This window comes from Escherichia sp. KTE31 (assembly GCF_000407925.1).
In the GTDB taxonomy this organism is placed as follows: Bacteria; Pseudomonadota; Gammaproteobacteria; order Enterobacterales; family Enterobacteriaceae; genus Escherichia; species Escherichia ruysiae.
Window position 1 is genome coordinate 767,538 of record NZ_KE136722.1, and the last position, 25,039, is coordinate 792,576.

The window sequence follows — 25,039 nt, forward strand, 5'->3', positions numbered from 1 at the left end:
TTAGGACGGCTGTGAAGCCAGTGCGTCTTGCAGATACTGAGGTAAGGCAAAAGCTGCCGTATGGACTGCCGGGTTGTAATAACGGCATTTCAGGCCAGAAGCGAGAAAACGCGCCTGAATAATTTCGGTAGAGAGATGGCGTAAGGCGTCGTTATCTGTCGCCCATGCAAAGGTCATGATGCCGCCGTAATAGGTCGGGATCGCCGCCTGATAAAAGCCAACGTCGCTGAAGTAATGGCTGAGTTTGCGATGGCTGTCGATGGCCTCTTCCTGCTGTAAAAAGCAGACGCCGTTCTGCGCGACGAAAATACCGCCAGGATTCAGGCAGCGTTTGCAACCTTCATAAAATGCTGAGGTGAACAGGCTTTCGCCGGGACCGATGGGATCGGTACAGTCGGAGATGATCACGTCGAAGGTCTGGCGGGTTTGATTAACGAAATTGACGCCATCGTCGATCACCAGTTTAAAGCGCGGATCGTCGTAGCTACCGGCGTTATGGTTTGGCAGATACTGACGGCAGAACGACACGACACCCGCATCGATTTCCACCATCGTGATTGACTCAACGTTTTTATGTCGGGTTACTTCACGCAGCATGGCACCGTCACCGCCGCCGATGATCAGCACATGTTTCGCGTGACCGTGAGCCAGTAGCGGAACATGGGTCATCATCTCATGATAGATAAACTCGTCGCGCTCGGTGGTTTGTACTACGCCATCCAGCGCCATCACGCGACCAAATGCGGCGTTCTCAAAAATGATCAGATCCTGGTGATCGGTCTTTTCATGATACAGAACGTTATCTACAGCAAAGTACTGCCCAAACTGGTCGTGTAGCGTTTCATGCCACCGTTTTTTTTCGGCCATGGGTTGATACCTCCTTTGTTAACACCCGTAAAAAAAGGGCGCAACATAATAGCTAACATTGACCGCAGATGCACGGTCAATGTTTCTACAAAAAGGTATCAGGGATTATTTGACGTAGGCAAGCAGGCTTAAGGAATCGCGAGCCAGGGCTTTGCACTTTTTAGCGACGGGAATACCAATACCGCTGAGATCGCGGTAGCTGTCTTCACCGAGGGATTTCATGTCGAAGGTGTCGTAATTGCTGAGATCCCACTGGTTTTGCTGGGCGAAAAAGACCAGTGCGCGACGAATTTGCCCGTTAGGTAAGTTCTGGTAACCGCAATCGTTCTTCAGAAAAACAAAAACAGCCGTTAAATCGGCCATATCTTCGGCTTCAGACTCGCTGAGCGCGTAACTGTTTGCGCATACAGCCATCAGGCTGCCGAATAATACTGTTCTGAAAAACGTCTTCATTGCTTCTACCAGGACTTAAAGATGATAAACGTTAGCACACTGCGAGCGAGGCGACGACCATTATTGTGGATTAAATTGTGTCTGTGGCTTGACCTTCCTGTAAGGGGAAGGACTATGCTCAACGTTTGATTTTGTTTCGCCTGCTTAAGAATAAGGAAATAACTATGCAACGTCGTGATTTCTTAAAATATTCCGTCGCGCTGGGCGTGGCTTCGGCCTTGCCGTTGTGGAGCCGCACAGTATTTGCGGCGGATCGTCCAACGTTACCGATCCCTGATTTGCTCACGACCGATGCCCGTAATCGTATTCAGTTAACTATTGGCGCAGGCCAGTCCAGCTTTGCCGGAAAAACGGCGACCACCTGGGGTTACAACGGCAATCTGCTGGGGCCAGCGGTGAAATTACAGCGCGGCAAAGCGGTAACGGTTGATATCTATAACCAACTGGCGGAAGATACGACGTTGCACTGGCACGGGCTGGAAGTGCCGGGGGAAGTGGACGGCGGCCCGCAGGGGATTATTCCGCCTGGTGGTAAACGCACGGTGACGTTGAACGTCGATCAACCTGCCGCTACCTGCTGGTTCCATCCGCATCAACACGGCAAGACCGGGCGACAGGTGGCGATGGGGCTGGCTGGGCTGGTGGTGATTGAAGATGACGAAATCCTGAAATTAATGCTGCCGAAACAGTGGGGTATCGATGATGTCCCGGTGATTGTTCAGGATAAAAAATTTAACGCCGACGGACAGATTGATTATCAACTGGATGTGATGACCGCCGCCGTGGGCTGGTTTGGCGATACGCTGCTGACCAACGGCGCTATCTACCCGCAACATGCTGCTCCGCGTGGCTGGCTGCGTCTGCGTTTGCTCAATGGCTGTAATGCCCGCTCGCTCAATTTCGCCACCAGCGACAATCGCCCGCTGTATGTGATTGCCAGCGACGGTGGTCTGCTGCCTGAACCGGTGAAGGTGAGCGAGCTGCCGGTGCTGATGGGTGAGCGTTTTGAAGTGCTGGTGGAGGTTAACGACAACAAACCGTTTGATCTGGTGACGCTACCGGTCAGCCAGATGGGGATGGCGATTGCGCCGTTTGACAAGCCGCATCCGGTAATGCGTATTCAGCCGATTGCTATTAGTGCTTCAGGTGCCTTACCTGACGCGTTAAGTAGCCTGCCTGTTTTACCTTCGCTGGACGGATTAACGGTACGCAAACTGCAACTCTCTATGGATCCGATGCTCGATATGATGGGAATGCAGATGCTAATGGAGAAATATGGCGATCAGGCGATGACCGGGATGGATCACAGCCAGATGATGGGGCATATGGGGCACGGCAATATGAATCATATGAACCACGGCGGGAAGTTCGATTTCCACCATGCCAATAAAATCAACGGTCAGACGTTTGATATGAACAAGCCGATGTTTGCGGCGGCGAAAGGGCAGTACGAGCGTTGGGTTATTTCTGGCGTGGGTGACATGATGCTGCATCCGTTCCATATCCACGGTACGCAGTTCCGTATCTTGTCAGAAAATGGCAAACCGCCAGCGACGCATCGCGCAGGCTGGAAAGATACCGTTAAGGTGGAAGGTAATGTCAGCGAAGTGCTGGTGAAGTTTAATCATGATGCACCGAAAGAACACGCTTATATGGCGCACTGCCATCTGCTGGAGCATGAAGATACGGGGATGATGTTAGGGTTTACGGTGTAAAAATACTGTATTCGGGAAGATGCCCGGATCTCTCCGGGCATTAAACTGATGACAAACGCAAAACTGCCTGATGCGCTACGCTTATCAGGCCTACGTACCATACGATTTTGTAGGCCGAATAAGGCGTTTACGCCGCATCCGGCATGAACAAAGCGCACTTTGTCAGTAATCTGAGCGAATCTTACTTCACATCATCCGGCAGCGCATAAGCCACAATATAGTCGCCCATCTTCGTACCAAATGAACCGTGACCGCCTGCGGAGATCACCACATACTGCTTACCATTCACTTCATAGGTCATCGGTGTTGCCTGACCGCCCGCTGGTAGACGACCCTGCCACAGTTTTTCACCGTTGCTCATGTTGTAAGCGCGCAGGTAGTTATCTGCCGTAGCGGCAATAAACAGCACGTTACCCGCTGTGGAGATTGGTCCACCAAGCATCGGCATACCCATGTTGAACGGCACCGGAACCGGCATCGGGAACGGCATACTGTCCTGCGGCGTACCAATACGTTTCTTCCACACCACTTCGTTGGTTTTCAGATCCAGCGCCGAAATATAACCCCATGCTGGCTGTTTACACGGCAGACCAAACGGTGAAAGGAACGGATTGAGCGTGACGCCATACGGCACGCCGTACTGCGGCTGAATACCGGACTCCGTACCCGTGCCTTTGGCATCTTTCGGCTGTTCCATTGGGTTGCCAGGGCCGCGCGGGATCAGTTTCGAAACAAACGGCAGCGCCATTGGGTTGGCAATTGCCACTTCACGATTCGGATCAACGGAAATCCCGCCCCATTCGAACATCCCCAGGTTACCCGGGAATACCAGCGTACCCTGTTCAGATGGTGGGGTGAAAATGCCTTCATAGCGCATCTGGTGGAACATCACGCGGCACACCAGTTGGTCAAACATGGTGGCGCCCCACATATCCGCGCCGCTCAAATCTTTCGTCGGACGGAAGCTCAGTTCAGAGAACGGTTGGGTCGGGGTAACGTAATCGCCTTTCGCTGCGCCTTGTGGCACTGGTTTTTCCGGGGCAGGAACCACCAGTTCGCCGTTACGACGATCGAGCACAAAAATGTTGCCGGTTTTCGCAGGAGCATAAATAACCGGCACCTTCTGACCATTAACGGTGATATCCGCCAGCGTCGGCTGTGCCGGAAGATCCATATCCCACAGGTCATGGTGAACGGTCTGATAACTCCACGCCAGTTTCCCGGTAGTGGCATTCAGCGCCAGAATCGAGCTGGCATAACGTTCTTGTTCCGGTGTGCGGTTACCGCCCCAGATATCTGGCGTGGTCACGCCCATCGGCAAATACACCAGATCCAGCTTCGCGTCATAGGCCGCAGGTGCCCAGGAGTTTGGCGAGTTAAAAGTAAAGGTGTGTTCGTCAGAGGGGATCGCGTTCGGATCTTTCGCGCCCGGATCAAAGGCCCACAGCAGCTTCCCGGTGTTGACATCAAAACCACGGATCACGCCAGACGTTTCGCGGGTTGAGAAGTTGTCGGTGACTGAACCGGCCATTACGATGATTTTATCGGTGATAATCGGCGGCGAAGTCGGCTCATACAGACCCGGCTTCGTGTCCGGCATATTGCTTTGCAGGTTGAGCACGCCTTTATCGGCGAAGGTTTCGCACAGCTTGCCGTTTTCAGCATTAATCGCAATCAGGCGGCCATCATTCACCGGAAGAATGATACGACGCGGGCAATCCGCCATCACTTCCGGCGAAGCGGTTTCAGCTTTGGCTTCATGATAAGAGACGCCACGGCAGGTTACGTGCTGGAAAGACTCGTTGGTTTTCAGCTCAGGATCGTAGTGCCATTTCTCTTTGCCGCTGGCGGCATCGAGAGCAAACAGGCGCTGGTGAGCGGTACACAGGTAAAGCGTGTCGCCCACTTTAATTGGCGTCACTTCATTGGTGATTTCGCCCGGATCGTTCGGCTGTTTCACATCACCCGTGCGAAATACCCAGGCTTCTTTCAGGTTGTGGACGTTATCGGCGTTAATTTGTTTCAGAGGCGAAAAGCGTTGGCCTTCCTGATTGCGGCCATAGGCAGGCCAGTCCTGATCGGCAACGGGGGAGATGGCTTCTGCTGGTGTGGCATCGGCGCTTAAGGTGCCATTGATTTCCTGCGGATCGTTAAATCCCGCCCAGGTGAGAATTCCGCCGCTAATCAGCAACGCCACTACCAGCGCGGCAACTGCGCCACTGGAAGGAATGACCAGTCGATGCCAGACAAACGGCAGGATCAGCCAGATGCCGAAGAAGACCAGAATATCGCTGCGCGGGGTCAACGCCCAGAAATCAAAACCGACTTCCCAGACGCCCCAAATCATGGTGCCGAGCAGCAGAGCCGCGTACAGCCAAAGCGCGGCGCGTTTACTGCGCCACAGCATCCAGGCGACGCCGAGCATCACAAGGCCTGCAATAGGATAGTACCAGGAGCCGCCAATCGCGACCAGCCAGCCTCCGCCAATGAGAAGATACAGCCCGCAAAGAGCTGCAAAAAGGGCTGTTAGCGTGACGAGTAATCGTCGCGAGCCGGTATTGTTAATTGCCATAAAGAAACACCATTTCAATTCATTAATATTTTAGTAGCAATTAATTATAGGTTTTAACATGTGTGATCGTCATCACAATTTGAGCTTTATTAACAGATTCCGCCAATGAATAGTTTTACTGGTATACTGCGTGTCTTGCGCTTTGCTGCGGTGCCGAAGCCAGCCCGTGCGAAGTGATTTGTTTTTAAATCATATGGTTAGAGATATGAAACATACTGTAGAAGTAATGATCCCCGAAGCGGAGATTAAAGCGCGTATCGCCGAACTGGGTCGTCAGATTACTGAGCGTTACAAAGACAGCGGCAGCGATATGGTGCTGGTAGGCCTGCTGCGTGGCTCATTTATGTTTATGGCGGACCTGTGCCGTGAAGTTCAGGTATCTCATGAAGTCGACTTTATGACCGCCTCCAGCTACGGTAGCGGCATGTCCACCACCCGTGATGTGAAAATCCTCAAAGATCTGGATGAAGATATCCGTGGCAAGGACGTGCTGATTGTTGAAGATATCATCGACTCGGGTAATACACTGTCGAAAGTGCGTGAAATCTTAAGCCTGCGCGAACCGAAGTCGCTGGCGATTTGTACGCTGCTGGATAAACCGTCCCGCCGTGAAGTGAACGTCCCGGTAGAATTTATCGGTTTCTCGATCCCGGATGAGTTTGTGGTGGGTTACGGTATTGATTACGCACAGCGTTACCGCCATCTGCCGTATATCGGCAAAGTGATTCTGCTGGACGAGTAAGTGCGGATTTGCCGGATGTGTTGCATCCGGCATAGCGAATTTATTTGTGGTTGATGTGCTTCAGCTTGAGGTTGGAAATCCCGTGGCGGTAACGTTGCTCCAGGGTTTCGCGGTTGGTGGCTGTGACATCCAGGTCACGCAGTAAGCCGTCGTGAATGCCGTAAGCCCAGCCGTGAATGGTGACTTTCTGCCCGCGTTTCCACGCTGATTGCATAATGGTGGAGTGACCCAGGTTATATACCTGTTCCATTACGTTCAGTTCGCACAGGGTATCCAGACGACGTTCCGGCGGCATTTCGCCGAGCAATGAGCTATGTTTGAACCAGATATCGCGGATATGCAGCAGCCAGTTGTTGATAAGCCCCAGTTCCGGGTTTTCAACTGCAGCTTGCACACCGCCGCAACCATAGTGGCCACAGATAATAATGTGTTCAACTTCGAGAACATCCACTGCATACTGAACCACGGAGAGGCAGTTTAGATCGGTGTGAATGACCAGGTTAGCAACATTACGGTGAACAAAGAGTTCGCCCGGCTCAAGACCGGTTAAACGTTCTGCAGGAACGCGACTGTCGGAACATCCAATCCATAGAAAGCGCGGTTTTTGCGCTTGTGCCAGTTTCTCAAAAAACCCGGGATCCTCTTCCACCAGCATTTTTGACCATAGTGCATTATTGCTGATGAGTGTATCTATGTCTTTCATGGAGGTTAACGACCTGTAACCAAATAATTACGTTTGGCTAATATAGGGCAACTCCGGGACGATTTAAACCACAGATAAAGTGTAAGAACGTAAGGTAAGTAAAAATTTATGACCATTGCACTGGAACTTCAACAGCTTAAAAAAACCTATCCAGGCGGCGTTCAGGCGCTTCGTGGAATAGATTTGCAGGTCGAGGCGGGTGATTTTTATGCGCTTCTGGGGCCGAATGGGGCCGGGAAATCGACCACTATCGGTATTATCAGCTCGCTGGTAAATAAGACCTCCGGGCGCGTCAGCGTATTTGGTTACGATCTTGAAAAAGATGTCGTCAACGCCAAACGCCAGTTGGGGCTGGTGCCGCAGGAATTTAACTTCAACCCGTTTGAAACCGTACAGCAAATAGTGGTGAATCAGGCGGGGTACTACGGCGTAGAGCGCAAAGAAGCGTACATCCGCAGCGAAAAGTATCTTAAACAGCTCGATCTATGGGGAAAGCGTAACGAACGTGCGCGTATGTTATCTGGTGGGATGAAGCGCCGTTTAATGATCGCCCGTGCGTTAATGCATGAACCTAAACTGCTGATTCTTGACGAACCAACTGCAGGTGTGGATATCGAACTTCGCCGCTCAATGTGGGGCTTTTTGAAGGATTTAAACGACAAAGGCACCACCATCATTCTCACCACGCACTACCTGGAAGAAGCAGAAATGCTGTGCCGCAATATCGGCATTATTCAGCACGGTGAACTGGTGGAGAATACCTCGATGAAGGCGCTGCTGGCGAAGCTGAAATCGGAAACCTTTATTCTCGATCTGGCGCCGAAAAGCCCGTTGCCGAAACTCGATGGCTATCAGTATCGACTGGTAGATACCGCCACGCTTGAAGTTGAAGTGCTGCGTGAGCAGGGGATCAACAGTGTGTTTACGCAGTTAAGCGAGCAGGGCATTCAGGTATTAAGTATGCGTAACAAAGCCAACCGTCTGGAAGAGCTGTTTGTTTCACTGGTTAATGAAAAACAAGGAGATCGCGCATGATGCATCTTTACTGGGTGGCGTTAAAAAGCATCTGGGCGAAAGAAATTCATCGCTTTATGCGTATCTGGGTGCAGACGCTGGTGCCGCCGGTCATCACCATGACCCTTTACTTTATTATCTTCGGCAACCTGATTGGTTCTCGCATTGGTGATATGCATGGCTTCAGCTATATGCAGTTCATCGTACCGGGGCTGATCATGATGTCGGTGATCACCAACGCCTACGCCAACGTTGCATCATCATTTTTTGGTGCCAAGTTCCAGCGTAATATTGAAGAGCTGCTGGTAGCGCCGGTTCCGACTCACGTCATTATTGCCGGATATGTCGGCGGTGGCGTGGCGCGTGGTCTGTTTGTTGGCATTCTGGTGACGGCGATCTCGCTGTTCTTTGTGCCGTTTCAGGTGCATTCGTGGGTATTCGTTGCTTTAACGCTGGTGCTCACAGCTGTGTTGTTCTCCCTTGCGGGTTTGCTGAACGGTGTGTTTGCCAAAACATTCGATGACATCAGCCTGGTGCCAACCTTTGTGTTAACGCCACTCACGTATTTGGGCGGGGTCTTTTACTCTCTGACTTTGCTGCCGCCGTTCTGGCAGGGGCTGTCACACCTGAACCCAATCGTTTATATGATCAGTGGTTTCCGCTACGGCTTCCTCGGCATTAATGATGTGCCGCTGGTCACTACTTTTGGCGTACTGGTTGTTTTTATTATTGCGTTTTATCTGATCTGCTGGTCGCTGATCCAGCGTGGGCGCGGCTTGCGTAGCTAAGTCTATCTCCTCTCCTCCGGATGCGGGGGAGGGGAGTTTTGACGGCTATCACCCTTTATCAACAATGGTCAGGGTAGACTGATTTTCGGCTAAGGAGGAAAGCGATGTTAGGTTGGGTTATTACCTGTCACGACGATAGGGCGCAAGAGATACTGGATGCGCTGGAAAAAAAACATGGCGCACTTATCCAGTGCCGGGCAGTGAATTTCTGGCGCGGGTTAAGTTCAAATATGCTTAGCCGCATGATGTGCGATGCTCTGCATGAAACTGATTCTGGCGATGGGGTGATTTTTTTAACCGATATAGCAGGCGCTGCACCTTATCGCGTTGCGTCGTTATTAAGCCACAAGCATTCTCGTTGCGAAGTCATTTCTGGGGTGACGTTACCGTTAATTGAGCAGATGCTCCCCTGTCGGGAGACAATGTCCAGTGCGGCATTTCGAGAGCATATCGTGGCATCAGGAGCACCAGAAGTCAGTAGCCTCTGGCATCAGCAACAAAAGAATCCCCCTTTTGTCCTCAAGCACAATTGGTTCGAGTATTAAATCGCATTCTGATTTTGCTACACTAACGGCGTTGTTTCTCGCCTGGTAGTTTCCTCATGATTAAAAAGATAATTATCCTGATGCTGCTGGTTTCATCAGCTGTCAGCGCAGCACTTCCCACGCGTTATATGCAAACCACTCAGGATGCGACTATCTGGGGAAAAATTGGCGACAACACGGTAACTGTCGGTAACATTCGTGCCGGGCAGATTATTTCGGTCATCCCAACCGCAGCCGATTATTATGAATTCAATTTTGGTTTTGGTAGGGGGTATATTGATAAAGGTCATCTTGAGCCTGTACAAGGGCGGCAAAAAGTTGAAGATGGTCTGGGCGATCTGAATAAACCACTGAGCAACCAAAATCTTATTACCTGGAAAGATACGCCGGTATATAACGCGCCCGATGCAGGCAGTGCGCCATTTGGCGTGCTGGCCGATAACTTGCGTTATCCCATTATCAATAAATTGAAAGATCGCCTGAATCAAACCTGGTATCAAATTCGTATTGGCGAACGTCTGGCCTATATCAGTGCGCTGGATGCGCAGCAGGATAATGGTATTCCTGTATTGACCTACCATCATATTTTACGCGATGAAGAGAATACCCGTTTTCGCCATACTTCGACCACGACCTCGGTACGTGCATTCAATAACCAGATGACCTGGTTGCGCGACAGGGGATATACCACGTTGACCTTGTATCAACTGGAAGAATATCTGCGTAATTCGATGAATCTACCCGCTCGCGCGGTTGTGCTGACGTTTGATGATGGTTTGAAGTCGGTGAGTCGTTATGCATATCCCATTCTGAAAGGATACGGTATGAAGGCGACGGCATTTATTATTACCTCGCGTATTAAACGCCATCCACAAAAATGGAATCCACAGTCATTACAGTTTATGAGTATTTCTGAACTGCATGATGTCAGCGATGTTTTTGATTTCCAGTCACATACCCATTTTTTACATCGGGTTGATGGTTATCGCCGACCCATATTACTTAGCCGCAGTGAGCATAATATTTTGTTTGATTTTGAACGTTCACGTCGGGCGCTGACGCAATTTAATCCGCATGTATTGTATCTTTCTTATCCGTTTGGCGGATTTAATGACAAAGCGGTTAAAGCGGCAAATGATGCCGGATTTCATCTGGCGGTGACGACCATGAAAGGTAAAGTTAAACCGGGGGATAATCCCTTGTTGCTAAAACGACTTTATATCTTAAGAACGGATTCGCTGGAGACGATGTCGCGGCTGGTGAGTAACCAGCCGCAGGGATAACAATCAAGCAACCTGTACCGGAATCGCTTTCGCGGTACGTTTCATTTCATTGTCGCCTTCAAAATAGGCGACGTTGGGGCGCCAGGTGCGAGCTTCTTCATCTGGCATGGTAACGAAGCTGGCGATGATGACAATATCGCCGACGCTGGCACAGTGGGCCGCCGCGCCGTTGACAGAAATAATTCTCGAACCGCGCTCTGCCGCGATGGCGTAGGTGGAGAAACGCTTGCCGTTGGTGACATTCCAGATATCAATGGCTTCGTTTTCGAGAATACCGGCTGCGTCAAGAAAATCCTGGTCAATGGCGCAAGAACCTTCATAGTGCAGGTCCGCATGAGTCACTTTCACGCGGTGGAGTTTGCCCTGCAGCATCGTGCGAATCATAACTTCTACCTTTCTACCCTGTCGTTAACGAAGCAGGCGGAGCCTGCTTTGAGAAAATTCTCACGCAGTATTGCCCGATTTTTGTTTAGTGTCTACTCATCTGACGGCATTTGCATCAGTAGTTTGCGTACCGCGCCGAAGCCCGCCATGCAACGCCTGTAACCGATTGAAATTTCTCTGAACGCTGCTCGGTAAACAACAAAGAGGCGGCTGACGACTGCGTGCCTTGACTGGATACTGCCTTCACGCAAGACAACACGGAAGGCAGGTAAGATGGACGCACCAAGTACCACGCCGCATGACGCGGTGTTTAAACAATTTTTAATGCATGCGGATACCGCTCGCGACTTCCTCGACATACACCTGCCTGAGGAATTGCGTGAGATCTGCGATCTCAACACGCTGCATCTGGAGTCGGGAAGTTTCATCGAAGAGAGCCTGAAAGGGCACAGCACCGACGTGCTCTATTCCGTGCAAATGCTGGGTAATCCCGGCTATATGTATGTCGTGATTGAGCATCAAAGCAAGCCGGACAAAAAAATGGCCTTTCGTATGATGCGCTACTCTATTGCCGCCATGCACCGACATCTGGAGGCTGACCACGATAAGCTGCCGCTGGTGGTGCCGATTCTGTTTTATCAGGGCGAGGCCACACCTTACCCGCTCTCAATGTGCTGGTTTGATATGTTTTACTCACCGGAACTGGCGCGACGCGTCTACAACAACCCTTTCCCGCTGGTGGATATCACCATCACGCCGGATGACGAAATCATGCAGCACCGGCGGATTGCGATCCTCGAACTGCTGCAAAAACATATTCGCCAGCGCGACTTAATGTTATTGCTGGAGCAACTGGTCACGCTGATTGACGAAGGGTACACTAGCGGAAGTCAGTTAGTTGCCATGCAAAACTATATGCTGCAACGCGGTCATACTGAACAAGCGGATTTGTTTTACGGTGTGGTGAGAGACAGGGAATCGGGAGGGGAGTCTATGATGACGTTGGCGCAGTGGTTTGAAGAGAAGGGCATTGAGAAGGGCATTGAGAAGGGGATACAGCTGGGAAGACAGGAAGGGAGACAGGAGGCAAGACAAGAGGAAAGGCAGGAATTCGCCAAGCGTCTTTTGAGTAAAGGGATGTCTCGAGACGATGTTGCAGAAATGGCAAATTTACCTTTTGCTGAGGTTGATAAGCTGATTAACTAAGTTGCCTGCGATATGAATAATTGCTTACAGACGTCATCGCCATGACGTGGGCAAATGAATAACTGGCGCCATCAGCCGTAGCGCCAGTTAAATATTACGCCAGCTCGACCATTTTGTTGTCGATCAGGCGAGCGTCGCCAAGCCAGGCGGCTACCAGAATCACGGCGCGTTTACTGTTTTCAGTGACTTCCAGCAACGTGTCAGCATCACGAATCTGAATATCATCGGCGCGGAAACCTTTTTCATTCAGTTCTTGCCCTGCAATAGCAATAATCTCATCAAGATCCCGCTCTCCAGCCTGCAATTTGTCTGCAATCGAACATAAAACCTTGTACAGACCTGGCGCAATTTTGCGTTGTTCTGCCGTCAGATAACCGTTACGAGAACTGAGCGCCAGACCGTCTTTGGCGCGCATAATTGGCACACCGACAATCTCAATATCAAAGCCCATATCGGCAACCATTTTGCGGATCAGCGCCAGTTGCTGAAAATCTTTTTCACCGAAGCAGGCGATGTCCGGCTGGACCAGGTTGAACAGTTTGCTGACGATGGTCGAAACGCCGCGAAAATGTCCCGGACGGCTAGCGCCTTCCAGCATGGTGGACAGCCCCGGAACGTCAACATAGGTGTGGGTTTCTGTACCGTTCGGGTAGATCTCTTTTACTGATGGAGCGAAAACCAGATCCACTTTACGTTTGTTTAGCTTCTCGCAGTCTTCCTGCAAGGTGCGTGGATAGCGAGCCAGGTCTTCCGGGCGGTCGAATTGCATCGGGTTAACGAAAATACTGACGACGACCACATCGGCGCGGGCTTTGGCTTCATCGACCAGCTTCATATGGCCATCGTGCAGGTTACCCATGGTAGGCACCAGCGCCACGCGCTTGCCTTCCATACGCAGGCGGCGAATTTGCTGGCGCAGCAGCGGAAGGGTTTCGATAATTAACACAACGTGACTCCTTAATGGAAACTGTGTTCTTCGCCCGGGTAAACGCCGGACTCCACTTCAGCCATATACTGCCGCACAGCCGCGCGGATGTCGCCCGCTTCGGCAAGGAAATTTTTGGCGAATTTAGGGATGTGACCACCGGTTATGCCGAATGCGTCGTGCATCACGAGGATTTGTCCGTCGGTTACATTCCCCGCGCCAATACCGATAACCGGAATCGCCAGCGCCTCGGTAATACGTTTTGCCAGCTCAACCGGCACGCATTCCAGCACCAGCAATTGTGCGCCTGCGGCTTCTAACGCTAATGCGTCATTGAGTAAACGGTCGCCTGCATCGCCGCGCCCTTGCACTTTATAACCGCCGAAAATATTCACCGACTGCGGCGTTAAGCCCAAATGCCCACACACCGGAACGGCACGTTCGGTCAGCATTTGAACTGTTTCTACCAGCCAGGCACCGCCTTCGATTTTGACCATATTCGCACCCGCGCGCATGACAGTTGCGGCGTTTTCAAATGCTTGTTCAGGAGTGGCATAAGCCATAAATGGCAGGTCAGCCAGCAGCAGACAGTTTGGCGCACCGCGACGAACGGCGGCTGTGTGGTAGGCGATATCTTCCACAGTGACGGGGAGGGTAGAGTCATGCCCCTGAACCGTCATTCCAAGGGAATCACCCACCAGCATGACGTTAATTCCTTCATCGGCAAACAATTTTGCAAAGCTATAGTCGTAAGCAGTGATGGTGGCGAAGCGTTTTTTGTCCTGTTTACATTTTTGCAGCAGGGAAATGGTAGTCGGTTTCATAACGTGTCCTGATGGCTAATGTCAGATCTGTTGGCATTCTATCAGGCGGAGAAGGGGGGGCAATCGTTTTAGTGGGGCACATCGTCAGTTGCCTGGCGATGTGCCTTATGTGAATCAAGGGTAGGTGATCTGGAAAGTACTGGTCGCTTTAAATTCCCCTGGGGTAATCTGGTTACTTCCATCCTGCTTTAATGTTGCCTGGAAATGAAGGGGCTGGGAAGTTCCCCGATCCTTTTCAGGGTAAATACCGCCACTACTGTCAGTTTCAGATTCATAGTCTTTGTAAACTGAACTGCTGTTATTCGGTTCGAGAATAACTTTTTGCGAATGTACAGAATTAGGTAAGCCTTCAATAAGAACGCCAACGCCCGTAGCACTATCTGAACTTGTTAATGTATTACCCAGCAACTGTCGATTTGAAATCCCAACTTTTGTCGATGTCATTTTTGCTTCAATGTTGCGTATGCGAATACAGTTTTGCAGAGAAATATCAAAGGGGACTGGCGACGCTGAATTTGAAGATATTTGTCCCGCAGTGTACTCCCCTAAATTAACCGTTGAACCACTGACGGTGGGGCCGGTAAGTACGGAAGTAAAACAGGTGGGCAACGTAATATGTAAATTTACCAGGTTAAAGTCGATGTAGATATAATCACTGCTGATATATTGTCCAGCACCATAGGATTTAAAACTATATAAATAATTTGAAGTGGTCTTTAATCCAACTTGCTGATTGGCCGTTGGGTTAAATGTTTGGTCAGTATAAAAATCAATAGTGAGATCCTGGACTATCCCGCCAATAGACCAGTATGTTCCTTCTTTATTGGCATAGTCATTGCAATATCTCCGGAGAGTAGAGTTGGTGATAGTGAAGCGGAAAACGTATGCGGTTTGGTCACCAATGTAAACTTCATTTATATTGGTTGTAGTATTCCAGGCAGACCAGACTCTTGATATTTTTAGTGTGTAATAGAGACCTGGAACGGTAGTTTCAAATAACTTGTGCCCACCATAACTTTTACCGGAATCAACCATCTTATGCTCAATTGTCATAGGTTCGCCACTAGCACGACCACTGGTATTACAATAAATTAAACCATCACCATCAGTCCCTGCGGAGTCTACTTCAGCAAACTTAAGAGTTACCCCCGTAGGGCCGAGTTGGGTTGGCTTATAAAACACAAGATTGTTAGCACCCGCCGAATAACGAAATGTCGCCCGACCTCCAGATGAAGGACCACTCATCTTGGTGATCGATTCGTTACCAGCAATAATACTGGTGTTGTTAGCCTTTGCTGTAACACTCAAAATCAGCACGCATATAAACGTTAAAAAATGAAACATTGCTTTCATAATCACTCCATTGAACATAAAATTATCTTATCCAATATCAGCGTATTTATTCATAATAAATATCAATTAAGACATTACTGGTGACTTGTCCGGATGTTATAGGCACGGAAGTATTGATTTTTTGCATTCGCGCATAAAATTTCCAGGTGGAATTATTCATTGCCGATGTCATTACTGGATAGAATGATCGAGAAGTTCCTGTACTACTTAGAACATTGAATTTATTTGCCGGATCCTGGATGGAAAAAATGACTACGCCGACATTAGTCGCCCCTGCCGCATTATCGTTAGCAAAAATTTGTTGGGAGCCTGCTGCCATCACGCCATTGAGTGCTCTGAAGTCTATATGCAACTGACTGAGAACATCTCCTGTTTCCTGAAATGCGCAGTCTGTAACAGTAACTGTAAATTCTTTTCCCCCAGGTTGATAATCTTCTGGGGATGTATTATCGGAAAAGTATCCCACACCGACGACCCCCAGATCGATATTACCCAGATTACTGACTCCGCTTTGACAGGTACTATTTTTTACATTTGCCGTCATGTCAATATCCATGCCGGCAATAGCGGGAGAGGCCGTGGACAATATTAAAGACAAAAACAAACCTGTTTTTTTCATCATATTACGTTGGGTGGGATGCATGGTGAGTTCCTGAATATGATGGCCTGTTAGTTGTAGGTTACAGTGAATGTTGCCGGAGCAGAAAAGGTTCCGGCGGTGACATTACTGACAGTTTTGTCTTTATCCACTACCAGGCGGGCGCTCATTGGGTAATCCACAACATTGTTGCCCGTTGCAGTTGCGATCGTGACTTCTTTATTTGCAGGTGCAACGCAACTAAATTGTGCCGCATTGCCTACAGCGGGAGTAGTCGTACTCCAGACTTCTACGGCAACGGCGCTTGCTTTACCTGTGCCGGTAGAACCATTGGCAAAACCGGGACCATCGTTATTTATTCCTTCACAAGTTGCGCGTTTAGTCAGATTAATCTGGGCTTTTTTCCCAGGAATACCTGCACAGTCTTTAAACTGTAATTTAAACGTTTTAATCTTGGATTTGGCATTGATTTCAGAAATATAAACATCACCAAATTCCACAACAGATATGGGTTGATTGCTATCATTGAGCAGCTTTGCGTCGCAGGTCCCCATCTCTACAGTAGTAACAACGGTCAGTCCAAGGCTATCTGTAGCCGCATATAAAGGATTAGTGAACTGAAATACCGCCAGAGCTAAACCAATGGATAATCCAGAACGTAATTTTTTATTTATCATTATTGTCATCCTTATTATTCATAGATGAAATTGAATGTCGCTTTTGCGCGAAAGTTTCCTGGAACGCCTTGTCCTGCCGATGTCTCGCGTAGCGCAACGGTCATTGCAAGACCACTGGTATTGATTTCTGTTAAACTCCAGCGAATTTTTTCTGCGCTGTTTGGTTTCAGAAATGTTGAATCATCTGCACTCTGCCTTTTTATTCCCATACCTATATAATCGGTTGTTGAGGAGGAATCCGATGCAAGTGGGATAATCAGTTTTGGAGAGGTGCCGGACTGATTACCTGACAGGGTAGTGTCGATCCAACTGATTCCGCTGCTACACCCACTGGCAACTAATTTAAAGTCTGCCTGGGCTTCTGTTGCTGCATTAACAATTTTATCCAGCCCCATATTGGGCATTCTTAATGTGTAATTATCGTTTCCATCATTTGTGACGCTAGAGCCATTTAATGCAGTCAGAGTGATATTACAGGTTGTTGCTTTAACTGTTGCCGTAAAATCAACATTAATATCTTCAGCGAACGCTGATGGTGATAATAGCAATCCCATCAGTATCACTAATTTATGCGGTATCATTTTTATCATTTGCATCCCTTATGGTTACTGAATTTGACAACTAATCCCATTGATAATAAGCGTTTGTGCTATTTTTTCTGGCTCTGCATTTTGTTGATAATGGGCAAGACAACTGACAGGTTTACCCTCTTCGAGCCATTTAACCTGGATATTTCCCTGTTGTTCGATACCACGAACAAAAGCCTGACCACCTTGACCAACGTTGCCAATAACATTGCCCCGTTCGTCATATATATCTGCCGCAAAAGGAATGTTTTGACCATCACTGCGTTTAATGTTCAAAATGGCAGATTGTCCCTGTACCGTTTCAAAACCGGCGAAGATCACTGACCCCTGACGTGGTACGGCAACTGTACTGGTGCTTTTCAATTCAACATCATTTTCAATGTCTGTAATATCCAGAGCAATGCGGTTTTCATGATAAGGAGAAAGCGCACTGGTAACGCCATAGCCCCAGCGATCGACCGTACTATTACCGTAATTTATGCGAGCGCCTTTTGCTCCAGGGGCCTGAACAACTGCCAGTGTGTCTGAGTCGCTGAAACTGTCATTACTGAATGTCAGACCACCGCGATGTAGTACAAAACCACCGTCAGTATTGAGAGAAAATTGACGACTGTTATCGCTACTTGCGGAAACTGAACCAGCCAACGTACCCCAGGGGGATTCATAACTGGCATAGCCTCCGATATAGCTCAAATTATTACTGGATTTATTCATCGTATAGCCAGTATTCACGCTGTAACTGACACGATTGTTTTCACTAAAACCACTGCTGCTGACATTGAGTTGGTTGTTGCCTTTAAAGTCACTATTTAACTGAGTATCAATAGTCTGAAAGCCAGAATCGCGGTGTTCTGTACCCAGAAGCTTTTCAATAGGAATGGTGAAACTGAGATAAACACTGTCTTCGTCTTCACCCTGTTGAGACCATGAACGCTGTGCACTGATGCTATAACTGCCCCAGGATGCACTATTACTGTAACCTATTGAGTAATTGCTCCGACTTTGCCCGGAAACCCAGTAGTCAGACCAACTTCCGGAAAGATAAAACGAACCGTAATCTTCTTTTTCATATTTCAGAGGCTGGTTAATACTTACCGTAACCTGATTTTTCATGCGTGAGTAATTGCGCATGGATTGCGGTTCAAGATCTTGTTCTGGATGCTTTACCTCATCAATCAGAGTCAGAGCATCATTGAGGCCAAGGTAGTTTTGTGTTGAGTAACGATAAGCTGCGATATTGAATGAAGTGCGTGTATCTTCGAACAATTTATTCCATGAAAGACGATAACTTTGCCCCTGATATGTTTTATCGTCCGGGATGCGGACATTGGAGTGAGTTACATCGACAGAAAATGCGCCAAGGCTGGTATTAAGGCCAAGCCCCAGTAATCCTGCAGTGTAGTTATTATCGGTAAGTTGAATACCTGTATAACCCGTCAGGTAGTTGTTTAAACCATAGTAATAGCTGGCCTGGAATAAGTTAGGCTCATCTTGGATATCATCTTTTAATACCTGACCACCGCTGATATCCCACCGACCAACGCCTGGACGTAACATTTGTACTACCGATGAAAATGGCTGTGAAAAAGTGCGTTTGCTTCCATCGGATTCTTCAATTGTGATGATCAGATCGCTGCCATAGCCTGATGGACTGAGATCATCAATGGTAAATGCGCCAGGCGGTACAGTCGTTTCATAGATCTTATAACCGCCCTGAGTAACGGTAACTTTTGCGTTAGTGTTGGCGACGCCATGAATAATCGGGGCAAAGCTGGCCAACGCCGGAGGTAACATTCTACTGTCGCTATAAAAGCGAATACCGCGAATACTGACCGAATCAAATGTTTCACCAGTGGTATATGATTCGCCAATAATTAGTTGTGAGCGTAATGAAGCGAGATCGCGTTGTAGATACCGATTCTGAAAATCATAATCGCCATTAGAATTGGTCATCCAGCTGTAGTTACCTGAGGCGCGCAAGCGCCATGCTCCTAAATTTACGCCACCGTTAAATGCGGTATAAATGCTGTCATTTTTCCTGTCAGGACTTTCACTGTGATAACCGTTGATGTTGTAAGACAGCATGGCGGCGTTAATACCGTCTTCCCACAATGAAGGATCAACATAGTTTTGATAATTCTTCATTACCCATGCCTGGGGAACATCAATATCCAGACGTTGATCGTTCACATCATAACGGACAGATGCCTGTGGAATCATTGCCGCAATGTTGAGGCAATCGCCCAGTTCTTCATCACGCTCAAGCAAGACGATTGTTTCGCTTATCGCCTCTGGTGGCGTAATGTGAAACTGATACAAATTCTTCAGCGTGATACAGGCCAGTGCATTTTTCTTCCCTTCAACAACAATAAAAGGGATGCTCTGATTTGTAACTGGTTGATTATTAACGTAAATGCTTGCGTCATAAATACCCGGTAGCGTGGGGTTGCCCTCACTGTATCGACTAAGGTCAATATTGGAAGTATTCTGCCCCATCAGGAAGGTTGGGTCGTATTCAACTTGTTCTGCGCTTAGGCAACTGGAGCTATAAAGCAGCGCGCAAAACGTAGCGATCTGCGTGAGGTTGTGATGAATTATCGTTGTTTTATAGGGCACGTTCTGCTTCCTGCTACGTTATATCTTTGCCAAATTACAGCCTGGCTTCGCCTTCAATTGCGCCACCAAAATCGTTAATGGCGTAGAAATGCACTTTTGCTGAGGCGGTTTTGCCGCTGATACCATTTATCTTGATGACATCGTCACTGAATGGCGCAACCATCTTCATATCAAGCGGATAGCGTTTGCCATTGGCTTCCAAATCGCCACTACTAAAAGAGACGTGATAAGGTGTTGGATTAGAAACGCGTAATGCCGTTTGGCCTCCAGCAGCAGCCCAGGACCATTTCAGGGCTAGCGGAGCTTCAGAAGGATTCCCACTTAAACCTTCCGGGCGATAAAAAAGTTTGATTCGGGTGCGAAATGCCAACTGGAGCAGGCTTTGATCAGCCACTTTTTCGGCGTCAGGTTTTGGCGGAACTTCCAGCACGTTAAACCAGAACACACTTTCTTTGTCTTTTGGCAGAGGAGTGCTGGCGGTATACATCAGTTTGATGGTTTGACCCCGTTTTGCATCAATACGGGATACGGGGGGAGTTGCAGTAAATGGCACGGAAATAGAACCTGGCTCGGCATTATCATCACCCGTGTCTAACCAACTCTGAACAAGTAAAGGATTATTGCCTTTATTTTCCAGACGAACATTTACGCTTTTTTGATCACTTTTATAAATGACACGCGTACCAGAAATTACAATATCCGCTAACGCTGGTGCGCTAAAAGCCATACAAGCCGCGATACAAAATGCTGCTGTATGTTTGGTATTTAAAAACATAAACCATCCCTGACAGAGTTAATAGGAACAAGGGAATAAACATCAGGAGTCTTTCTCACGGATGTTATTCCCTATATAAATTCAATCAATTCATTTGATTGATGAATAATTACCGGTAAGTTACGGTATATGCTGTATTGGTTCTTACAAAACCAGCGGTCGCAGCCGTGCTTGCATCTTCACGAACGTAAGAGGCTTTGAAATCAAACGTTGCAGATTTTGATGTGGCATCCAGCGGTTTTGAATAGATATCGCCTGTGTTATTGATTTTAACTTGTTTAATAGTAGAACCATCAATGTTGTGCAGAGCGATATTCACACCAACAGACGGGGTGTTGATGGACATATCGTTATTCAGCGTACCTTTGCTGTTACCAAAGAAAACGGTGCCAAACGTCATATCAGCGGTAGTGCCAGGTGCTGGGTTAGCTTTGCTGCAGTCAACAGTGATGCTAAAAGGTTTAGCTTTGGCACCAACGGTTGTTTCCAGTACGCCGTCATCGATATCGGCAACGGTAGCGGTTTGCAGCAGGATCAGACCATCATTATTGCCGCCATCAACACGCGTTTCACAGGTATTATCTACTACCAGACCGCTGATGTTTAACTGACCACCATCTAAAGCAGCTGAAGCAGAACCTGCAACCATTGCCAGCACCAGGCCGGACAGGGCAAAACCTAATTTTTTAGACATAAAAATCCTTGAATAATATTCCATAAGCAGATGACTTATCTTGTAACACCGGCGTCAATACATAACGAATGTGCAACAAATAAGTTTGTTAATGATAGATGCCTGAACTTACCAAATGTTACAACCATTCATCATTAAGCCGCATATTGTGCATATCTAATATTATAAATCCACTTAATTAGATTTTAAGTAAAACTAAATTTTAAAATGGTGAAGGATGGTGTATGGAAGGTGGGAGTATTCAGAGATATTAATATCCAATAAAGGATAACTCTTATTATCTTAATCGAATTGATTTGGCAATTGAGGTGGGGGTATTTTCAGAAAAAATTTATATTCAGTGCAAAAATGAATTACCATTTATTTAATTTACTGAAGCCTTTTGTTTTTAAAAGACCAACTAAATTGTCCCCATCAGGAAACACCACGTCAGGCGCAATCTCAAACAACGGCCACAGCATAAAGCCACGATTTTTCATATCGTAGTGTGGAACGGTAAGGCGTTCGGTATTTATCACTTCATTACCAAACAGCATGATATCGAGATCCAGCGTGCGCGGTCCCCAACGTTCGGCTTTACGGACGCGACCTTGCTGCAATTCAATACGCTGTGTGTGATTGAGTAACTCTTCGGGCGTGAGAGTGGTTTCAAGTGCCACGGCAGCATTCAGATAATCAGGTTGATCTTGCGGCCCCAGCGGTGGGGTGCGGTAAAACGAAGAAACGGCAAGAATGCGGCTTTCAGGGATATCGCCTAAGGCTTTCACGGCAGCATTGACCTGCTCCAGCGGAGAGGCCAGATTGCTGCCTATGGCAATATATGCCACTGTCATGCGGTGCCCTCACGACGAGGTGCGCGTTTGCGTGGGCGACGAGTACGACGACGAGCTGACGGTTCTTCATCCAGTTCGTTAAGCATCCCTTTTTGGTCTGGCGGCGCGGAAACCTGGAACTCACCCCACCATTTCACCAGACGTTGCAGTTCAGCGTTACGCTCAACTTCAGCTCGCAAGGCCAACAGGTCGTAAGCCGCACGGAACTTAGGATGCTCCAGCAGTTTCCATGCACGTTTACCCTGACGACGGGACATACGCAACTGCAACTGCCAGATATCGCGGGTTAAAGTCGTCAGACGTTTCGGGATTGCCAGTGAACGGCAGGCTTCGTCCAGCACATCGTTCATCGCCAGCGCGAAAGCGTCGTGATAGGTCAGGCCGCTTTCCTGGGCGATCTTCTGTGCTGTTTCCAGCAGTGGATACCAGAACATGGCGGCAAACAGGAACGCCGGGTTCACACGCATATCGTTATGGATACGCGTATCGGTATTCTTCAGTACCTGCTCAATGATCCGCTCCATCGGGCTGTCGCCATTTTCCGTGAAGTAGCGGGTAATGGTCGGGAACAGCGGCTGGAACAGATGATATTCACACAACAGCTTATAGGTTTCGTAACCGTAGCCCGCTTGTAGCAGCTTAAGAGACTCTTCAAACAGGCGCGCCGGAGGGATATCGTTCAGCAGGGTAGCGAGGCGAGGGATCGGTTCTGCGGTTTCCGGGCTGATGCGCATACCCAGTTTTGCCGCAAAACGTACCGCGCGCAGCATACGTACCGGATCTTCACGGTAGCGCGTTTCCGGGTTACCAATCAGACGGATAACGCCGTCTTTCAGATCTTTCATGCCGCCAACGTAATCACGAACGGTAAAATCTGCGACGCTGTAATACAGGCTGTTGATAGTGAAATCGCGGCGCTGGGCGTCTTCTTCGATGGAGCCGAAAATGTTGTCGCGCAGCAACATGCCATTTTGCCCGCGTTGGGAGGTCGTGCGGTCGCTGACGTTACCTTCGTGGTGTCCACGGAAGGTTGCGACTTCGATAATCTCCGGGCCAAACATCACATGAGCAAGACGGAAACGGCGACCCACCAGGCGGCAGTTACGGAATAGTTTACGCACCTGCTCAGGCGTGGCGTTGGTGGTCACGTCAAAATCTTTCGGCTTTTTGCCAAGTAACAGGTCGCGCACGCCGCCGCCAACCAGCCAGGCTTCGTATCCCGCTTTATTGAGCCTGTACATTACCTTCAGGGCATTTTCACTGATATCTTTGCGGGAGATAGCATGTTGCTCACGCGGGATCACCGTCACCTGGGGACGGGCGGCAGCCTGTTCAGCTTCGCTTTCCTCGCGGCTTAGCACCTTGCGGCAAAAATTAGCGACTCGGGTAAAAATAGTACACCTCGGTAGTGTCAAACATCATTCAGGACAAAAAAATAGCGGCTAATCATAGCTCAGCATGACGCATTTGAGAATGTTGAATTTACAATTGCCGACTCAGGTACGGCGGTCAGCGTCCAGTTTTTGACGGCTGACTGAAGGATTTGCTCGACGCTGAAATCCTGCCAGTGTGTTTCTGCCTGCTGACCCAGAAATTGAAGCGCGGCGATTAACACCGGGCGAGGATCGCCTTTCGGCAACGCAGGCGCATGATTCTGCTTGGAAAGTTTAGCGCCTTGTGCGTTAAGCGCCAGCGGCAAATGAATGTAATCTGGCACCTGCCAGCCAAAAAGCTGGTACAGCGAGATTTGTCGCACCGTCGGTTCAATCAAATCTGCGCCACGGACAATTTCTGTCACGCCCTGGAAGTGATCGTCAACCACCACTGCCAGGTTATAGGCGAACAAACCGTCACGGCGATGAATAATAAAATCTTCCCGCGCCAGTTTTTCGTCAGCGTGAATAATACCGCGCAGCTGATCGGTAAACTGGGTGACCGGATGCTGCTGGCGGATGCGTACTGCTGCGTTTTCTGGGGAATGATGTAATTCACGGCAATGACCGTCGTAAATACCGCCAATGCTGTGAATACGCGCACGCGTACAGGTGCAGTAATAACTTAGCCCTTGCTCACGTAACCAGGCGAGTGCTTCGCGATAGGCGTCATGACGTTGCGATTGCCAGAGAACATCGCCGTCCCAGTACAGACCGTAATGTTCCAGCTGGCGCAGGATTGTCTCTGCGGCACCGGGAACTTCACGAGGCGGGTCGATATCTTCAATGCGTACCAGCCAGCGACCTTGCCGGGCGCGTGCCTGTAGATAGCTACCAAGCGCGGCAATCAGAGAGCCAAAATGAAGCTCGCCGGAAGGAGAGGGGGCGAAGCGACCAATATAGTGTGTGTCTGTCATCTCGTTGAACAAAAAATAAGGCGGGAGCATTTCCCGCCTGTGGTAAACGTGATGGAACGGCTGTAATTAGCCAGCCATCTGTTTTTCGCGAATTTCAGCCAGCGTTTTGCAGTCGATGCACAGATCGGCTGTCGGGCGCGCTTCCAGACGACGAATACCAATTTCAACACCGCAGGATTCGCAGTAGCCGAAATCTTCGTCTTCCACTTTTTTCAGCGTCTTCTCGATCTTTTTGATCAGCTTACGCTCGCGATCGCGGTTACGCAGTTCGAGGCTGAACTCTTCTTCCTGGGCTGCACGGTCTACCGGGTCCGGGAAGTTGGCTGCTTCATCCTGCATATGTGTAACGGTGCGATCGACTTCATCCCTGAGTTGATTACGCCATGCTTCCAGAATACGACGGAAGTGCGCCAGCTGGGCTTCATTCATATACTCTTCGCCCGGCTTCTCCTGATATGGTTCCACCCCAGCGATGGCGAGAATACTCAGGGACGATGTTTTACGGTTTTGCCCTTCTTGCATGTTGCTTCTCCTT

At 48.9% G+C, this 25,039-nt stretch carries 25 protein-coding genes; 7 read left to right on the forward strand and 18 right to left on the reverse strand.

Annotation, left to right across the window (positions count from 1 at the left end; translation table 11 throughout):
* Together speE and WES_RS17240 are read right to left on the reverse strand one after the other, a co-directional pair.
* On the reverse strand, nt 1–867 hold the full coding sequence (gene speE / locus WES_RS17245) for a polyamine aminopropyltransferase (RefSeq protein ID WP_016159375.1): 867 nt from the start codon (nt 865–867) through the stop codon (nt 1–3).
* A gap of 105 nt (nt 868–972) precedes the next feature.
* On the reverse strand, nt 973–1,320 hold the full coding sequence (locus WES_RS17240; protein WP_000846617.1) for a YacC family pilotin-like protein: 348 nt from the start codon (nt 1,318–1,320) through the stop codon (nt 973–975).
* A 164-nt stretch (nt 1,321–1,484) separates the two neighbouring features.
* On the opposite strand from WES_RS17240, the gene cueO reads away from it, so the two are divergent.
* Nucleotides 1,485–3,035, forward strand: coding sequence for a multicopper oxidase CueO (gene cueO / locus WES_RS17235; protein ID WP_016159374.1), 1,551 nt, complete (start codon nt 1,485–1,487; stop codon nt 3,033–3,035).
* Between the two features lie 181 nt (nt 3,036–3,216).
* On the opposite strand, the gene gcd is transcribed toward cueO, so the two are convergent.
* Nucleotides 3,217–5,607, reverse strand: coding sequence for a quinoprotein glucose dehydrogenase (gene gcd / locus WES_RS17230; protein WP_016159373.1), 2,391 nt, complete (start codon nt 5,605–5,607; stop codon nt 3,217–3,219).
* 205 nt (nt 5,608–5,812) lie between these two features.
* Between gcd and hpt the strand changes: the two genes are divergently transcribed.
* Nucleotides 5,813–6,349, forward strand: a complete 537-nt coding sequence (gene hpt / locus WES_RS17225) for a hypoxanthine phosphoribosyltransferase (RefSeq protein ID WP_000683335.1) — start codon at nt 5,813–5,815, stop codon at nt 6,347–6,349.
* Between the two features lie 40 nt (nt 6,350–6,389).
* Here hpt and can read toward each other — a convergent pair whose 3' ends face one another.
* Entirely contained in the window at nt 6,390–7,052 is a 663-nt protein-coding gene (can, locus tag WES_RS17220; protein ID WP_000651596.1) for a carbonate dehydratase, read from the reverse strand.
* 108 nt (nt 7,053–7,160) lie between these two features.
* Here can and WES_RS17215 point away from each other — a divergent pair, with 108 nt between their 5' ends.
* The 4 genes from WES_RS17215 to WES_RS17200 all read left to right on the forward strand — a co-directional run bounded on the left by WES_RS17215 (nt 7,161) and on the right by WES_RS17200 (nt 10,682).
* Nucleotides 7,161–8,087, forward strand: coding sequence for an ABC transporter ATP-binding protein (locus tag WES_RS17215; protein ID WP_000150637.1), 927 nt, complete (start codon nt 7,161–7,163; stop codon nt 8,085–8,087).
* The gene (locus WES_RS17210) at nt 8,084–8,854 is read left to right on the forward strand and encodes an ABC transporter permease (protein ID WP_000972201.1); all 771 of its coding nucleotides are present in this window, start codon (nt 8,084–8,086) and stop codon (nt 8,852–8,854) included. The genes WES_RS17215 and WES_RS17210 overlap by 4 nt, the downstream gene beginning before the upstream one ends.
* A 104-nt stretch (nt 8,855–8,958) precedes the next feature.
* Nucleotides 8,959–9,399, forward strand: a complete 441-nt coding sequence (locus tag WES_RS17205; protein WP_000901973.1) for a PTS sugar transporter subunit IIA — start codon at nt 8,959–8,961, stop codon at nt 9,397–9,399.
* 56 nt (nt 9,400–9,455) lie between these two features.
* Nucleotides 9,456–10,682, forward strand: coding sequence for a polysaccharide deacetylase family protein (locus WES_RS17200; protein ID WP_016159372.1), 1,227 nt, complete (start codon nt 9,456–9,458; stop codon nt 10,680–10,682).
* Nucleotides 10,683–10,685: 3 nt separating this feature from the next.
* On the opposite strand, the gene panD is transcribed toward WES_RS17200, so the two are convergent.
* Nucleotides 10,686–11,066 carry an aspartate 1-decarboxylase gene (gene panD, locus WES_RS17195; RefSeq protein ID WP_000621515.1) on the reverse strand — a complete coding sequence of 127 codons (381 nt, stop codon included), beginning with the start codon at nt 11,064–11,066 and terminating at the stop codon, nt 10,686–10,688.
* Nucleotides 11,067–11,339: 273 nt separating this feature from the next.
* On the opposite strand from panD, the gene WES_RS17190 reads away from it, so the two are divergent.
* The gene (locus tag WES_RS17190; protein WP_016159371.1) at nt 11,340–12,272 is read left to right on the forward strand and encodes an Rpn family recombination-promoting nuclease/putative transposase; all 933 of its coding nucleotides are present in this window, start codon (nt 11,340–11,342) and stop codon (nt 12,270–12,272) included.
* 94 nt (nt 12,273–12,366) lie between these two features.
* On the opposite strand, the gene panC is transcribed toward WES_RS17190, so the two are convergent.
* The 13 genes from panC to dksA form a co-directional block, all read right to left on the reverse strand.
* Nucleotides 12,367–13,218 (reverse strand): pantoate--beta-alanine ligase, encoded by an 852-nt coding sequence (gene panC / locus WES_RS17185; protein ID WP_000905367.1) that lies wholly within the window; start codon nt 13,216–13,218, stop codon nt 12,367–12,369.
* Nucleotides 13,219–13,229: 11 nt separating this feature from the next.
* On the reverse strand, nt 13,230–14,021 hold the full coding sequence (gene panB, locus WES_RS17180; RefSeq protein ID WP_000805483.1) for a 3-methyl-2-oxobutanoate hydroxymethyltransferase: 792 nt from the start codon (nt 14,019–14,021) through the stop codon (nt 13,230–13,232).
* 114 nt (nt 14,022–14,135) lie between these two features.
* Nucleotides 14,136–15,374 (reverse strand): fimbrial-like adhesin, encoded by a 1,239-nt coding sequence (locus WES_RS17175; RefSeq protein ID WP_016159370.1) that lies wholly within the window; start codon nt 15,372–15,374, stop codon nt 14,136–14,138.
* 46 nt (nt 15,375–15,420) lie between these two features.
* Complete coding sequence (locus WES_RS17170) at nt 15,421–16,017, reverse strand: fimbrial-like protein (protein WP_000553774.1); 597 nt, start codon at nt 16,015–16,017, stop codon at nt 15,421–15,423.
* Between the two features lie 26 nt (nt 16,018–16,043).
* Nucleotides 16,044–16,652 carry a fimbrial-like protein YadL gene (gene yadL, locus WES_RS17165; RefSeq protein WP_105285311.1) on the reverse strand — a complete coding sequence of 203 codons (609 nt, stop codon included), beginning with the start codon at nt 16,650–16,652 and terminating at the stop codon, nt 16,044–16,046.
* An 11-nt stretch (nt 16,653–16,663) separates the two neighbouring features.
* Complete coding sequence (locus WES_RS17160; RefSeq protein WP_016159368.1) at nt 16,664–17,239, reverse strand: fimbrial protein; 576 nt, start codon at nt 17,237–17,239, stop codon at nt 16,664–16,666.
* A 15-nt stretch (nt 17,240–17,254) separates the two neighbouring features.
* A complete protein-coding gene (locus tag WES_RS17155) occupies nt 17,255–19,852 on the reverse strand; it encodes an outer membrane usher protein (RefSeq protein WP_016159367.1) in 2,598 nt (865 codons plus the stop codon).
* Between the two features lie 34 nt (nt 19,853–19,886).
* Complete coding sequence (locus WES_RS17150; RefSeq protein ID WP_000479610.1) at nt 19,887–20,627, reverse strand: fimbrial chaperone; 741 nt, start codon at nt 20,625–20,627, stop codon at nt 19,887–19,889.
* A gap of 109 nt (nt 20,628–20,736) precedes the next feature.
* Nucleotides 20,737–21,321 carry a fimbrial protein gene (locus WES_RS17145; RefSeq protein ID WP_010358095.1) on the reverse strand — a complete coding sequence of 195 codons (585 nt, stop codon included), beginning with the start codon at nt 21,319–21,321 and terminating at the stop codon, nt 20,737–20,739.
* 353 nt (nt 21,322–21,674) lie between these two features.
* A complete protein-coding gene (folK, locus tag WES_RS17140) occupies nt 21,675–22,154 on the reverse strand; it encodes a 2-amino-4-hydroxy-6-hydroxymethyldihydropteridine diphosphokinase (RefSeq protein WP_016159366.1) in 480 nt (159 codons plus the stop codon).
* A complete protein-coding gene (pcnB, locus tag WES_RS17135) occupies nt 22,151–23,548 on the reverse strand; it encodes a polynucleotide adenylyltransferase PcnB (RefSeq protein ID WP_206748363.1) in 1,398 nt (465 codons plus the stop codon). Before pcnB ends, folK begins: the two co-directional genes overlap by 4 nt.
* A gap of 59 nt (nt 23,549–23,607) precedes the next feature.
* Nucleotides 23,608–24,504, reverse strand: a complete 897-nt coding sequence (gluQRS, locus tag WES_RS17130; protein WP_032147816.1) for a tRNA glutamyl-Q(34) synthetase GluQRS — start codon at nt 24,502–24,504, stop codon at nt 23,608–23,610.
* A 66-nt stretch (nt 24,505–24,570) separates the two neighbouring features.
* Complete coding sequence (dksA, locus tag WES_RS17125) at nt 24,571–25,026, reverse strand: RNA polymerase-binding protein DksA (RefSeq protein WP_001155227.1); 456 nt, start codon at nt 25,024–25,026, stop codon at nt 24,571–24,573.
* Between the last annotated feature and the right edge of the window lie 13 nt (nt 25,027–25,039).

Bases quoted from the DNA above. Each gene is read 5' to 3' on its own strand.
- WES_RS17145 (WP_010358095.1), bottom strand. From the start codon at position 21,321: ATGTCTAAAAAATTAGGTTTTGCCCTGTCCGGCCTGGTGCTGGCAATG.
- hpt (WP_000683335.1), top strand. From the start codon at position 5,813: ATGAAACATACTGTAGAAGTAATGATCCCCGAAGCGGAGATTAAAGCG.
- WES_RS17170 (WP_000553774.1), bottom strand. From the start codon at position 16,017: ATGCATCCCACCCAACGTAATATGATGAAAAAAACAGGTTTGTTTTTG.
- WES_RS17175 (WP_016159370.1), bottom strand. From the start codon at position 15,374: ATGAAAGCAATGTTTCATTTTTTAACGTTTATATGCGTGCTGATTTTG.
- can (WP_000651596.1), bottom strand. From the start codon at position 7,052: ATGAAAGACATAGATACACTCATCAGCAATAATGCACTATGGTCAAAA.
- WES_RS17160 (WP_016159368.1), bottom strand. From the start codon at position 17,239: ATGATAAAAATGATACCGCATAAATTAGTGATACTGATGGGATTGCTA.
- gcd (WP_016159373.1), bottom strand. From the start codon at position 5,607: ATGGCAATTAACAATACCGGCTCGCGACGATTACTCGTCACGCTAACA.
- cueO (WP_016159374.1), top strand. From the start codon at position 1,485: ATGCAACGTCGTGATTTCTTAAAATATTCCGTCGCGCTGGGCGTGGCT.
- WES_RS17200 (WP_016159372.1), top strand. From the start codon at position 9,456: ATGATTAAAAAGATAATTATCCTGATGCTGCTGGTTTCATCAGCTGTC.
- WES_RS17240 (WP_000846617.1), bottom strand. From the start codon at position 1,320: ATGAAGACGTTTTTCAGAACAGTATTATTCGGCAGCCTGATGGCTGTA.
- dksA (WP_001155227.1), bottom strand. From the start codon at position 25,026: ATGCAAGAAGGGCAAAACCGTAAAACATCGTCCCTGAGTATTCTCGCC.
- speE (WP_016159375.1), bottom strand. From the start codon at position 867: ATGGCCGAAAAAAAACGGTGGCATGAAACGCTACACGACCAGTTTGGG.
- gluQRS (WP_032147816.1), bottom strand. From the start codon at position 24,504: ATGACAGACACACACTATATTGGTCGCTTCGCCCCCTCTCCTTCCGGC.
- WES_RS17215 (WP_000150637.1), top strand. From the start codon at position 7,161: ATGACCATTGCACTGGAACTTCAACAGCTTAAAAAAACCTATCCAGGC.
- WES_RS17190 (WP_016159371.1), top strand. From the start codon at position 11,340: ATGGACGCACCAAGTACCACGCCGCATGACGCGGTGTTTAAACAATTT.
- panB (WP_000805483.1), bottom strand. From the start codon at position 14,021: ATGAAACCGACTACCATTTCCCTGCTGCAAAAATGTAAACAGGACAAA.
- WES_RS17210 (WP_000972201.1), top strand. From the start codon at position 8,084: ATGATGCATCTTTACTGGGTGGCGTTAAAAAGCATCTGGGCGAAAGAA.
- folK (WP_016159366.1), bottom strand. From the start codon at position 22,154: ATGACAGTGGCATATATTGCCATAGGCAGCAATCTGGCCTCTCCGCTG.
- WES_RS17150 (WP_000479610.1), bottom strand. From the start codon at position 20,627: ATGTTTTTAAATACCAAACATACAGCAGCATTTTGTATCGCGGCTTGT.
- WES_RS17205 (WP_000901973.1), top strand. From the start codon at position 8,959: ATGTTAGGTTGGGTTATTACCTGTCACGACGATAGGGCGCAAGAGATA.
- panD (WP_000621515.1), bottom strand. From the start codon at position 11,066: ATGATTCGCACGATGCTGCAGGGCAAACTCCACCGCGTGAAAGTGACT.